This is a genomic window from uncultured Microbacterium sp., assembly GCF_945952435.1.
Lineage (GTDB): Bacteria > Actinomycetota > Actinomycetes > Actinomycetales > Microbacteriaceae > Microbacterium.
This window is the reverse complement of record NZ_CAMFHZ010000014.1, coordinates 14,903-27,949: the sequence shown is the minus strand read 5'-3', so window position 1 is coordinate 27,949 and position 13,047 is coordinate 14,903. Positions and strand designations below refer to the sequence as shown.

General features: G+C 70.8%; 9 protein-coding genes. 1 reads left to right on the top strand and 8 read right to left on the bottom strand.

The window, feature by feature from the left end:
* Positions 1 to 2 precede the first annotated feature (2 nt).
* The 6 genes from Q0P88_RS08990 to groES all read right to left on the bottom strand — a co-directional run bounded on the left by Q0P88_RS08990 (position 3) and on the right by groES (position 9,918).
* Complete coding sequence (locus tag Q0P88_RS08990) at positions 3 to 4,697, bottom strand: ExeM/NucH family extracellular endonuclease (protein WP_295013262.1); 4,695 nt, start codon at positions 4,695 to 4,697, stop codon at positions 3 to 5.
* 251 nt (positions 4,698 to 4,948) lie between these two features.
* The gene (locus tag Q0P88_RS08985; RefSeq protein ID WP_295013388.1) at positions 4,949 to 5,716 is read right to left on the bottom strand and encodes an SURF1 family protein; all 768 of its coding nucleotides are present in this window, start codon (positions 5,714 to 5,716) and stop codon (positions 4,949 to 4,951) included.
* Between the two features lie 86 nt (positions 5,717 to 5,802).
* Positions 5,803 to 6,927: a GuaB3 family IMP dehydrogenase-related protein gene (locus tag Q0P88_RS08980; RefSeq protein ID WP_295013260.1), complete on the bottom strand. Its 1,125-nt coding sequence runs from the start codon at positions 6,925 to 6,927 to the stop codon at positions 5,803 to 5,805.
* 35 nt (positions 6,928 to 6,962) lie between these two features.
* Positions 6,963 to 8,465 (bottom strand): IMP dehydrogenase, encoded by a 1,503-nt coding sequence (guaB, locus tag Q0P88_RS08975; RefSeq protein ID WP_295013258.1) that lies wholly within the window; start codon positions 8,463 to 8,465, stop codon positions 6,963 to 6,965.
* 122 nt (positions 8,466 to 8,587) lie between these two features.
* Positions 8,588 to 9,535: an EamA family transporter RarD gene (gene rarD, locus Q0P88_RS08970; RefSeq protein WP_295013256.1), complete on the bottom strand. Its 948-nt coding sequence runs from the start codon at positions 9,533 to 9,535 to the stop codon at positions 8,588 to 8,590.
* A gap of 86 nt (positions 9,536 to 9,621) precedes the next feature.
* Entirely contained in the window at positions 9,622 to 9,918 is a 297-nt protein-coding gene (gene groES, locus Q0P88_RS08965; RefSeq protein ID WP_295013254.1) for a co-chaperone GroES, read from the bottom strand.
* A gap of 181 nt (positions 9,919 to 10,099) precedes the next feature.
* Here groES and Q0P88_RS08960 point away from each other — a divergent pair, with 181 nt between their 5' ends.
* Entirely contained in the window at positions 10,100 to 11,335 is a 1,236-nt protein-coding gene (locus Q0P88_RS08960; RefSeq protein WP_295013252.1) for a class I SAM-dependent methyltransferase, read from the top strand.
* 36 nt (positions 11,336 to 11,371) lie between these two features.
* Here the strand turns inward: Q0P88_RS08960 and Q0P88_RS08955 are convergent, their stop codons facing one another.
* Both Q0P88_RS08955 and Q0P88_RS08950 read right to left on the bottom strand, forming a co-directional pair.
* Complete coding sequence (locus tag Q0P88_RS08955; protein ID WP_295013250.1) at positions 11,372 to 12,634, bottom strand: hypothetical protein; 1,263 nt, start codon at positions 12,632 to 12,634, stop codon at positions 11,372 to 11,374.
* Between the two features lie 3 nt (positions 12,635 to 12,637).
* A complete protein-coding gene (locus Q0P88_RS08950; RefSeq protein ID WP_295013248.1) occupies positions 12,638 to 13,045 on the bottom strand; it encodes a hypothetical protein in 408 nt (135 codons plus the stop codon).
* Positions 13,046 to 13,047 lie beyond the last annotated feature (2 nt).

Genomic DNA, 13,047 nt, shown 5'->3' with positions numbered 1-13,047 from the left:
CGTCAGCCGAGCAGGCGCTTGAGCAGATCCCAGAGCCAGCCGAGGATCTGTCCGAGCCATCCTCCGGAGCCGGAGGTCGTGACCTTCACGGACGCCGTCGCCCCCTTGCCGTCCGCCTGAGTGGCGGCGACCGTGTAGGTGCCCGCGGCCGTGTTCTTCGGCACCGTCGGGGCGGCGGCGAACGTGCCGTCGGCGCCGACCGTCACCGACCCGAGGGACGCCTTCGCGCCCGCGGAGGACCGCAGCTCCAGGGACACCTTCTGTCCCGGCGTGAACCGGTCGCCGCGCAGGGGCAGCGCGGAGCCGGCCTTCACCGTGGCGGCGCCGAGGGTGATCGCGCCCTGGAACGGAACCTCACCCGCGACCGTGATCGGCAGATCCAGCGCGGTTCCGGTGCCGGCCACGGCGACGTGCAGCTTCTGCGCGCCGTTCAGGCCCTGGGGGACGGTGAAGGTGAGCGTCGCGGTGCCCGCCTCGTCGAAGGCGTCGACCTTGACCGCAGCGTCGACCGCGGAGGAGGCGAGCGCCGTGCCGCCGATCGAGACCGCCACGTCGCCGGGAGCCTTCTCCCCCGCGCTGAACGCGAGCGAGCTGAGCTTCAGCGTGACCGATTCGCCCGGCTTGTAGCCGGCCGCGTCCGCCGGGGCGGACAGGACGGCGCCGACGGCCCGCTGGGCGAGATCCGGCGTCGCGGTCTTGTTCGCCGCGAACCAGTCGACCATGGACTGCAGGTCGGCCTTCCCGGTGTCCTTCTTGCCGGTGCCCTTCGCGAGCGTGCCGAAGTTGTCGCCGCCGGCGGCGAGGAAGGAGTTCGCCGCGACCGTGTACGACGCAGCCGGATCGACCGATTTGCCGTTCAGGGTCATCGACGTGATGTGCGAGCCCTGCGCCGCGGCCGGATCGTACGTGTAGGTGAGCTCCTTCGAGATGCCCAGCTTCAAGAAGGGACGCGCGGCCCCTGCCGGCTGCCACTGCTCTTCGAGCACGGTCTTGAGCTGGGCGCCCGTGAGCGACAGCGTCATGAGCGTGTTGGCGAAGGGCTGCACGGTCGCGGCCTCGCGGTAGGTGACGTTGCCGTCGGGATCCGAGGCGCTGCTCGACGCGTAGGTGAGGTTCGCCCGGAGGCCCCCGGGGTTCATCACCGCCAGGTCGGCCCCCGTGGACCACTTCTGCACGTCGGCGACGAAGTTGCCGAGCGTGGACTCTCCGCCGCGGTTCTCCGTCTTGCCATCGCTCTGGCGGGCGCGGTTGAGATCGCCGGTGATCGACCCGAGGGCGACACCGCCGAGCTCGTCCGCCTTCTTCTTGGCGGCGTCCACGATGGCCTGCACCTTCGGATCGGCCGGGTAGGCGCCGACGACCTTGCCGTCGACCGTCTTGGTCAGCGGCTTGATCTCGTTCGTGATCGAGAGCAGCTTCTTGGACGTCGGGTCGACCTTGATGTCCATGAGACCCAGGTTCTCGCCGTACTGCCCCGCGGAGACCACCGGGCGCCCGTCGATCACGTGGTTGTACGCCAGGTGCGTGTGGGCGGAGACGATCGCGTTGACGCTCTTGTCGACGCCGTTCACGATCTTGCCCAGACGGGACTCCGGCGTGATGCTCGCGACATCGGTGGTGGTCGCGCCCTCGTGCACGAGGAGGAGGATCACGTCGGCCTCGCCGTTGGACGGATCGCCGTCCTTGAGCTGCTTCGCGACCTTGTTGACCGAGTCGGCGATGCTGCGGACCTCGAGCCCCTTCATCCCGTCCGGCGAGACGAGGCTCGGCAGATCCTCGGTGACGGCGCCGATGAAACCGACCTTGACGCCCTGCACGTCCTTCACCCAGGCGGGCGTGAGCGCGGGCTCTCCCGAGTCGGTGAGGAACACGTTGGCGCTCAGGTACTTCCAGTCCGCGCGCTTCTCCACACGGTCGCGCAGATCCGCATAGCCCTGGTCGAACTCGTGGTTGCCCGCCGCGCTGACCTCGAGGCCGGCGGCGTTGAGCGCGTCGATCGTCGGGTTGTCCTGCTGGATGAAGGACGTGAACGTCGAGGCCCCGATGAGATCGCCCGCCGCGGCGAAGATCGTGTTCGGGTTCTGCGCCCTGATCTGCTCGACCGCACCCGCGAGCACCGCGGCGCCGGCGGCGGCACCGTCCGCCTCGATCCGGCCGTGGAAGTCGTTGATCGTCGCGACGTCGATGTCGATCGGATCCGCGGCGCCCTTGAGGCCGACGAGGATCGGGTCGTGGTCGCTCGAGCGGTACGGCGTTCCGGCCTCGGTGGCGGGGAACGCGTAACCGCGGTCGCTCCACTCCGGCGAGTTGATGTTCCAGACGCCCGCACCCGTGATGGCCTTCGCCGCCGACGGCGAGGCGATCACGTGATCGAGGGATCCGAGTTCACCGTCGAAGGAGTACGTGTACTGCCCCTTCGCGAACGTCGGCTCGACGTCGGTCCACCCGGCCTGGGCGAACACGTCGATCGGGTCCTCCTTGCCGTAGGCGTTGAAGTCGCCGACGAGGAACACGTCTCCGCTGCCGGAGTTCTTCTGGATCTGCTGCGCGAACGCGAGCTCGGCCTTGGCCTGCTTCACCCGGTCCTCGTTGAAGAAGCCCTGACCGTCGGAGGGCTCCGCACCGGCGTTCTGCGGCGGGGACTTCGACTTCAGGTGCGTCGTGATGAGTGAGAGCACGCGACCGCTCCTGGTCTGGAACGTCTGCGCGATCGGCTCGCGGGCGTTGCCCCACACCGTCTCGTCGATCACCGTGGAGGCGTCGCCCTTGAGGGTCACGGCGCTCTTCTTGTAGACGATCGCCGTGGTGATCGCGTCGGTGATGGCCGGGTTGTCGAGCGCCTTGGGCGTGCGCACGTAGTCCCAGACGTCGGATCCCGCGGCGTCGTTGAGCGCGCCGACGAGGTTCTGCAGCGGGGCGTCGAGGGCGAGTCCGAACTTCGGCCCGTTCTCGACCTCCATGAGCCCGACCACGTCGGCACCCAGCCCGTTGATCGCGGCCGCGATCTTGGAGCGCTGGATCTGGAACTGCGCCGCGGTCTTGGCGCCGCGCGCGTCGGCGTTCTCGGAGCTCAGCGTGGTGAAGAAGTTGTAGACGTTGAACGACGCGACCTTGACGTCGCCGCCGACGGTCGGCGGGGTCGCGGGGCGCGGGTTCTCGGCACCGAACGTCGGCTTGTGCGAGGCGTCGCTCGTGCCGTCGATCGGCACGACCGGCTGCAGGCGCCAGTCGCCGAAGCCGTACTGCAGGATCTCGCCCTCGGCGGGGAAGGCCACGATGTCGCCGTTGCGGACGACGGTGTCCTTGGTGAAGTACGGCTGACCACCCGTGTGGCCGCTCTTGCCGATCTGCGCGGACCAGCCGTCGTCGAGCAGGATCCGCTTCGCGACGTTCTGCGCGGTGATCGCGTCGGCCTCGGGGCCAGGCCGGGACACCTCGGTGGCCTTGACGTTGAGGTCGCCGGCGTTCAGCCACAGCGTGCCGTAGTTGTAGAGCTGGTGGCTCGAAGCGAGGCGGTACGTGCCGCGCGGCGCCACGAGCATGTTCTCGTAGGCCTCTCGGGCGCTGCCGAGCACCGAGTCCGGGAGGGCGACCGGCGCGGGCACCCCGACCTTGGCCGTGACGACGGCGACGTCGCCGACCGCCGTGGGGCTGATCTGCGTCTGCCCGTTGAACTCCGAGACCGTTCCCGTGACCGAGACGAGGTCCCCGATCGCGACCGACGGCGCAAGGGCGTTCAGGTATACGAAGACGCCGTCCGAGGCGCCGTCGGTCTTCACGTCGCCGCCGGTGCCCTGCGTCTGGATCGCGATGCCCTTGAATCCACCGGTCCGGTAGTCACCCGTGACGACGCCCTGCACCGTGACCTTCTTGTCGACGAGGGGCGAGACGTCACCCGTGCCCTGCACCTCGGCGATCGTGTTCGTCACGGCGGGGAGCCCCGTGCCCGGATCCGTTCCGGGGTCCGTGCCCGGATCCGTTCCCGGATCGGTCCCCGGGTCGGTGCCGGTGTCCTTCGAGCTCTGCGGGGTGATCGACGCGGAGAGGGCGAAGTCGGAAGCGTTGACGTCGGAATCCTTGCCGTCGGCCCTGTTCAGCGACTTCACGTCCGCGTTGCCCGCGGGAGCCTTCGCGACGGAGCCTTCGAAGGTGTTCGACGTGCCGTAGCCCAGCAGGTCGACGACGCCCGCCGTACCCGCGACGGATCCGGTGGGCAGCGTGATCGCGGCCGTGCCCTGCACGAGGGCGAGCGTGCCGGTGGTGCCGCTCGGGTTCAGGCCGCTGGTCTGATCCGGCGTCGGCAGCGCGGTGCCGTTCGCGCCGTTGCTGCCGCCCTGCACGAGGAAGTGCCCGTGCGCCGGGATCGAGCCCGTGAGCGGCACGACGCCGGAGGACGCGCCCGCGCTCGTCGCCGAGCGGTACTGCAGCGACATGCCGTCGAGGACGATCGCGTCGCCGGTGGGATTGTAGAGCTCGACGAACTTGTTCGAGAACGCGGCGCCGGCGCTGCCGCCGGAGAGGTACGCCTCGTTGATCACCACCCCCGTCCCGGACGGGTCGGCGACGGCGGGCACAGCCGCGAGGGAGCCGAAGCCCACCGCGGCGACCGTGGTCACGGCCAGAGCGCACAGCCGCGCTCGCTTTCTGGGGGTGGCGACGGGAACGTCGTGGTTCGCGTCGTGGAGCACGGGCGTCATCGGTGCGATCTCCTCGGACGGGGGGCCGGCGCCCACGTCGGGGCCGCCGACGGCGCCGGCCCGACCGGGCAGCGCCAGTCCCGACGATAAGCGACGCTATGCGTGATCTTCAAGGAAGTTATGCGAGGGCTGAATGCCTGTTCACCGTCAGGACACGGAATCGTCACCCCCTCGCGCGCGAACGCGCAGCCCGTCGGGATCCGCTGCTCAGAGGAGCACCCGAGGATCGGGGACCGTCGACGAACGGGGGCTCAGATCGCCTCCGGGGCCACCCGATCCTCGAACTCCTCGACCTCCCGCTCCCAGGCGTCCTTGGCGAGGCGGTACCAGAGGTAGAACGCGAACCCGGCGAAGACCGCCCACTCGATCGCGTAGAAGATGTTCAGCCAGTTGATCGGGGACTGCTGCACGGGAGCCGGCGAGGAGATCGCCGTGAGCCCGGCCAGCGGGGTCTTCGATGCCAGGTACGGACGGTAGACGTCCAGCCCCGCCGTGTCGTGCCAGAAGCCGAGGAGCGCGGCCGGCGACATGCGATCCATGCGGTTCGGCTGATCCTGCGGAGGCGCGACCGGCCCCTCGTCCGAGATGAGCCTGCCGGTGACGTCGAGCTCCGCGCCCGCCGCGGTCTCCTCGAGCCGCTGCACGGCGGCCTTCGCCGCGCGCTCGTCCCGCGCCCAGCCGATGGCGACCGCGAGCGAGGTGGGTTGCGCCGTGCCCGAGAGCCGCAGCTGCCCCGTGACCCAGTACCCCTCCGCGCCGTCGTTGAACCGCGAGGAGACGACGAGGAAGTCTCCGGGCACCCAGGATCCGCGGGCCTGGACGCGCTGCCCCACGAGCGGACCGTTCAGGTACTGGCCCGGCTTCACCACCTGGTCGATCGGGGTGACCGACTCGGTGAGGTCGGGCGGCGGAGGATTGGAGTCGATCGCCCGTCCCAGCTGCCACTGCCCGAGCCAGGCGAAGACGCCCGCGACCACGAGGCACAGCAGCAGCATCGCGATCCAACGCCCACGGACCATGACCTCGCGCAGGGTCGGCGGAAACTCCGGATCCGGACGGGAGGGGCCGGGATCGACCGGGAGCTGCGGCGACGACACGGGACGGATCAGAACCGCTCGTACGGCGAGAGCACGACCTCGACGCGCTGGAACTCCTTGAGGTCGGAGTAGCCGGTGGTCGCCATGGACTTGCGCAGCGCCCCGATGAGGTTGGCGGTGCCGTCGGCGACCGGCGCGGGACCGTAGAGGATCTCCTCGAGGGTCGCGACTCCGTCGACGGCGACGCGACGGCCCCGCGGCAGCTTGGCGTGATGCGCCTCAGGCCCCCAGTGGAATCCCCGTCCCGGCGCGTCGGTCGCGCGGGCGAGCGCGACGCCGAGCATGACCGCGTCCGCGCCCATCGCGAGCGCCTTGACGATGTCCCCCGAGGTGCCCACGCCGCCGTCGGCGATCACGTGCACGTAGCGGCCGCCGGACTCGTCGAGGTAGTCGCGGCGGGCCGCGGCGACATCGGAGACGGCGGACGCCATGGGTGCGTGGATGCCGAGCGTCGCGCGGGTCGTCGAGGCCGCTCCGCCGCCGAAGCCGACGAGCACGCCCGCGGCCCCGGTGCGCATGAGGTGGAGCGCCGCAGTGTAGGTCGCGGCACCGCCGACGATCACGGGGACGTCGAGGTCGTAGATGAACTTCTTCAGGTTGAGCGGCTCGTCGACGCTCGACACGTGCTCCGCGGAGACCGTGGTGCCGCGGATGACGAACAGGTCGACCCCCGCCTCGACGACGGTCTGGTAGAACTCCTGGGTGCGCTGCGGGGTGAGGGATCCCGCCACGGTCACGCCGGCGTCCCGGATCTCGGCGAGACGGCTCTTGATGAGCTCCGCCTTGATCGGTTCGGCGTAGAGCTCCTGCATCCGCGTCGTCGCGGTCGCCTCGTCGAGGCCCGCGATCTCGTCCAGAAGCGGCTCGGGATCCTCGTAGCGCGTCCACAGCCCCTCGAGGTCGAGCACGCCCAGGCCGCCGAGCTGACCGAGCATGATCGCCGTGCGCGGGCTGATCACCGAGTCCATCGGAGCACCGAGGACCGGGATCTCGAACGGGAACGCGTCGATCGTCCAGGCGGTCGAGACGTCCTCCGGGTTGCGGGTGCGCCGCGAGGGCACCACGGCGATGTCGTCGAACGTGTACGCGCGGCGCGCGCGCTTGCCTCGGCCGAGCTCGATCTCCTGGGTCACGTGTTCAGCCTACCGGCCCCGCTTCGACCCCGAGCTCAGCGCTTGTAGTTCGGCGCCTCGACCACGATCTGCACGTCGTGCGGGTGGGACTCCTTGAGCCCGGCCGCCGTGATCCGGACGAACTTGCCGCGGGTCTTCAGCTCCTCGATCGTGCGCGCGCCCACGTAGAACATCGACTGCCGCAGACCGCCGATGAGCTGGTACGCCACGGCCGCGACCGGGCCGCGATACGGGACCTGGCCCTCGATCCCCTCCGGGATGAGCTTGTCGTCGCTGGGGACGTCGGCCTGGAAGTAGCGGTCCTTCGAGTACGAGGTCTGCTTGCCCCGGGTCTGCATGGCACCGAGCGATCCCATGCCGCGGTAGAGCTTGAACTGCTTGCCGCCCTGGAAGACGATCTCGCCCGGCGACTCGTCGGTGCCGGCGAGGAGGGATCCGAGCATCACGGCGTCGGCGCCCGCGACGAGCGCCTTGGCGATGTCGCCCGAGTACTGCAGGCCGCCGTCCGCGATCACAGGGATGCCGGCGGCGCGCGCAGCGAGAGAGGCCTCGTACACCGCGGTGACCTGCGGGACGCCCACGCCCGCCACGATACGCGTGGTGCAGATCGAGCCGGGGCCGACCCCGACCTTGACCGCGTCGACTCCGGCGTCGACGAGCGCCTGGGCGCCCTCGCGGGTCGCGACGTTGCCGCCGATGATGTCGATGTGCGCGAAGGAGGGATCGGCCTTGAGCCGCGTGACCAGGTCGATCACGCCCTGCGACTGGCCGTTGGCCGTGTCGACGACGAGGATGTCCACGCCCTTGTCGCGCAGGGCCTCCGCCCGCTCCCAGGCGTCGCCGAAGAAGCCGATCGCGGCACCGACGCGGAGCCGGCCCTGGTCGTCCTTCGTAGCCAGCGGGTACTTCTCGCTCTTGTCGAAGTCCTTGATGGTGATGAGGCCCGCGAGCATGCCGTCGTCGTCGATCAGCGGAAGCTTCTCGACGCGGTGCTTCGCGAACAGCTCGATGACCTGCTCCGCCGGGACGCCGACGGGAGCGGTGACGAGGTTCTCGCTGGTCATCACGTCGCGCGCGAGGGTGGTCTGCGTGGCGGATCCGGAGATGAAGCGCATGTCGCGGTTGGTCACGATGCCGACGAGCCGCCCCTCCGGGTCGACGACGGGGAGACCGGAGATGCGGTACTTGGCGCACAGGGCGTCGATCTCGGCGATCGTCGCGTCGGGCGTCGTCGTGATCGGATCCGTGATCATGCCGGACTCGCTGCGCTTGACCCGGTCGACCTGGGCGGCCTGGTCGGCGATGGAGAGGTTGCGGTGCAGGATCCCGATGCCGCCCTCGCGCGCCATCGCGATCGCCATCCGCGCCTCGGTGACCGTGTCCATCGCGCTGGAGAGCAGCGGCGTGGCAACGGAGATCCGGCGGGTCACGCGCGACGAGGTGTCCGCCTCGCTGGGGATGACGTCGGTGTGCCCGGGAAGGAGCAGGACGTCATCGTAGGTCAATCCGACAAAGCCGAACGGGTCGTGCTGCTCCATGGGGTGGGGGGCTCCTCTTCTCGCGCGCGTGTATCGATTCTAAGCGCCGCGCCTGGGCGTTTCATTCCCACGGACGCCGCCTCGCGGGCGTGCGGACGACTGCCGTCGCAGCGCACGTCCCGTCACACCGGATCGGGGACCGCGTCGCCGGGATCGACGTCCGGAGCGTGACGCGAGCGGCGGGCGGCGAGCGCCAGATCCGCGAGGAACACCGCGATCGCGATCCAGACGATCCCGAATCCGATCCACCGCGACAACGGCATCTCCTCGTGTTCGAGGAACACCCCCACGAGGAACTGCATGACGGGGGTGATGAACTGGATCATGCCGATCACGGTGAGCCCGATCCGGCGCGTGCCGGCGGCGAACAGCAGCAGCGGAACCGCTGTGGCCACGCCTGCGAACGCGAGCAGCGTCGCGTGCAGCACCCCGTGCCGCCCCATCGTGATCCCCGTGGTCGTCGCGACGAGGATCAGCTGCACGACGGCGACCGGAAGCAGCCAGAACGACTCGAGCGTGAGACCGCTGATCGCATCGACCGAGGGGCCGATCTTCTTCTTGACCAGGCCGTAGACGCCGAAGGACGCCGTCAGCGAGAGCGCCACCCAGGGGAAGGAGCCGTGCGCGAACACGATCACGAGCACGGCGACGATCGCGATCCCGATGGCCGCCCACTGCAGCGGACGCAACCGCTCGCGGAGCACGAAGACGCCGAGCAGCATGGTCGTGATGGGGTTGATGAAGTATCCGAGAGCGGTCTCGACGATGTTCCCGTTCAACGTGGCGAGGACGAACACCTGCCAGTTGACGTAGATGAGCACGCCCGCGAGGGCCGTCAGCGCGAGCAGGCGGGGTCGCCGCAGGATTGCGAAGAGGGGCCGCCAGCCACGAGTGATCGCGAGCAGGATCAGGCAGAACACGAACGACAGCCCGACGCGCCACGCGACGAGCTCCCATCCGCCGGTGGGCGCGAGCAACAGGAAGTACAGCGGCAGCACGCCCCAGAGGAGGTACGCGCCGACCGCCGCCAGGACGCCGAGGGACGAGGCGCTGCGCGGGGCGGTGTTCACCGCTCCACACTATTGCCGGCACCGGAGACGACGAAGGGCCCGGATGCACGCGGCATCCGGGCCCTTCGCGCGAACTCGTGACGAGGTCAGCGCACGACCACGGCGAGCACGTCGCGGGCGGAGAGCACGAGGTACTCCTCGGCGCCGAACTTCACCTCGGTGCCGCCGTACTTGCTGTACAGCACGCGGTCGCCCACGGCGACGTCGAGCGGGACGCGGTTGCCGTTGTCGTCGATGCGGCCGGGGCCCACGGCCACGACCTCGCCCTCCTGGGGCTTCTCCTTGGCGGTGTCAGGGATGACGAGGCCACTGGACGTGACCTGCTCAGCCTCGACCTGCTTGATGACGATGCGGTCCTCGAGCGGCTTGATGGAAACCGACACGGTCTACCTCTTTCTTGACGGTTCAAGACTGGTTAGCACCCTCAGCCCGAGAGTGCTAACCACAGTCTAGGCGCATCGTTGGCACTCATGCAATCAGAGTGCCAACGATGACGGCTCCCCGACCCCGGCGTCCGAGGATCCCCGGATCGGGCCGTGCGGCCACGCCGATAGCCTGGGAGGCGTGGACCTGAGCGAACTGCGGACGCTGCTGACCCCCGAGGCGCTGCGCGCGCTCGACGGGATGGGGCCGATCGCGTCCACGGACGCCGCGGCGCTCGCCGTGATGCGGATGCGCGCCGAGGGGCTCTCGCCCGAGTTCGTCTCGGCCGTCGTCGGCCAGGCACGGCTGCGCACGAAAGCGGTCGCCAAGTTCGGCGACTTCGCCGCCCGCATGCTGTTCACCCGCGCAGGGCTCGAGCAGGCCACGCGCCTCGGCGTCGCGGCACGGCACGCCGGCCGGATGCGCTCCGCCGGCGTCGCCCACGTCCGGGATCTCGGCTGCGGCATCGGCGGCGACGCGCTCGCGTTCGCCGGGGCAGGGATGCGGGTCACCGCGGTCGACGCGGACGAGGTGACGGCGGCCTTGGCCGCCTACAACCTCGCGCCGTTCGGGGACGAGGTCGAGGTCAGGCACGGGTTGGCGGAGGACAATGCGCCGGCTCCGGCGGGTCCGGTCGAATCCCCCGCCGCGCAACACGCGCCGGGGGCGGGGATCGACGCCGTCTGGCTGGACCCGGCCCGACGCACCGCGGGGCACACCGAGACCCGGAAGGTCGCCGCCGAGGACTACTCGCCCTCGCTGGACTGGGCGTTCGCGCTCGCGGAACGGGTCCCCACCGGCATCAAGCTCGGCCCCGCGCACGACCGCGACGAGATCCCCGACTCCGTGGAGGCGCAGTGGGTGAGCGCGGACGGCGACGTCGTCGAGCTCGTGCTCTGGTCAGGAACTCTCGCCCGGCCGGGGGTGAGGCGGGCTGCGCTCGTGATCCGCGGCGATCGGGCGCACGAGCTGACCGCCCCTGCCGACACCGAGGATGCGCCGGTGCGCCCTCTCGGCGCGTACGTCCACGAGCCGGACGGCGCGGTGATCCGCGCTCGGCTGATCGGCGATCTCGCCCGCCGCCTGGACGCCGGGATGCTGGATCCGCACATCGCCTATCTGACCTCCGACGCCGCCGCCGGCAGCCCGTTCGCCGCCTCGTTCCGCGTGCGAGACGTGCTGCCCGTGAACGCGAAGGCGATCAGCGCCGCCCTGCGGACGGCGGGGATCGGACGGCTCGAGATCAAGAAGCGCGGCGTCGACGTGGACCCCGCCGCGTTCCGCAAGAAGCTCGCCCTGCGCGGATCAGGAAGCGCGACCCTGATCCTCGTCCGCATCGGCGACGCCCGCCACGCGATCCTCGCCGACCGGGTCTGAGCACACTGCACCGCCCGGCGGTGCCGCACGAACCCCTCAGGACGCCGGGGCGGGACCGAACGTCGAGCCCGCCCCGGTGGGGGATCCCTCGGTGATGACGAGGTAGGACGACGCCCCCATCCAGTAGTCCAGACGAGAGGCCTCGCGCCCGGGCTCCGCGGGAAGCTCCAGCGTCAGCGCGGGCTTCTGCTCGGCGTCCGCCGACGCGAACCGTGGGGTCCCGCAGATCGCGTGCAGGATCGTCGTCTCCACGACCAGGCAGGAGTCACCGCCGTCCCGCGAACCGACCCAGACGGGCGCTCCCTCGACCCTGCCCACCACGGTCACGTTCCGCAGGCGGTACTCCGCGGTGATCCGCCGCAGCGACGCGAGCTCCCGCGCGGTCAGGCCGCGGTCCGCGGTGACGGTCGTGCTCCAGTGCTGCAGGAAGCCCACGGGAACCCCGGTCGCGGTCAGGAACACGATGCCGTTGTCGCCACTGACCGTCCCGTCGGCGACGGGGCGGCTCTGGCTCGAGACGGACAGGGGCTGCCCGCCGGTCGCCTCTCGCGGCACGCAGTTGCGCTGTGCGGGGATCTCTTCGGTGTCGACGACCACGCACGCGAACGCACCGTCGCCCTGGGTCGCGTACCAGAGCAGTGCGCCCTGCGAGCGCGCGAGCAGGATGAGGGATCCCGGATCGAACGAGGCCGTCGCGAGCACATGCTCACGACGGGCGTCCTCACCGGGCAGGAGGGCGAGAGCGACCGACGGAGCACGGGGAACCGCGAGTCCGAGCGCGACGCCGATCAGCAGGACGGCCGCGAGACCTCCGATCACCCACCGGGGCCGCCTCCACGCACCCGCCGCGATCCAGGCCGCGAGGCGGGGAGGGAGACGCCGCCGGAACCCGTCGCGGGTCGGGTTCTGCGTCGGATCCATCCCGGGCGGCGGATCCGCGACGGCACCGGACACGCCCGGACCACCGCCCGCCCGCGCGCCGTCGTCCGGGTCGCCCTCCGCACCGTCGTCCGGAATCGCATCGGCGTCCGGCATCGCACCGGCGTCCGCCGTCGCACCGGCGTCCGGCATCGCACCGTCGTCCGCCGTCGCGCCGTCGGTCCGACGAGGGACAGCACCCCACCCGTCCGCGCGATCATGGCCCTCTCCCGGCGCGTCGGCGTCGAGCGCCGCGCCGGGCGAGGGCCTCGTCAACGCGCCGAGCCGCGCCTGCTCGGCGAGCGTGAGCCCGGATCCTCCACGCCCGTAAGCCCGCCGCTCCAGCTCACGGCGTTCCCGTTCGCGCGCGTCGCGGTCCACGCCTCAGCCGAACCACCCGAAGCGGAAGGCCGCCCACACGAGCCACCCCGCACTGTAGAGCGTCGCCAGGCCGCCCAGCACGAGCGCCCAGACCCCCACCGCCCTGCTCTCGTCGGGCCGGCGCAGCGTCATGATCGCGGCGATCACCGAGATCGCCGCGACGGGGATCCCCCAGCCGACGAAGAAGGAGGCGAAGAGTGCGACGATCGCCGACAGGAGGGCCCACGGCCCCAGCCGCGGCTCCGCCGCGACGACCGCCGTCCCGGTGGTCGTCGCGTCCGAGGGGGTCCATTCGGAGTCCTCGGCGACGAAGCCGCTCTCGCTTAGAGACGGACCGCTCTCCACGCGCACGGGCGTCGGAGCGGTCGGCAGCCGGTGATAGCGTTCCGGATCCGTCTCGTGCGCGGCCACGC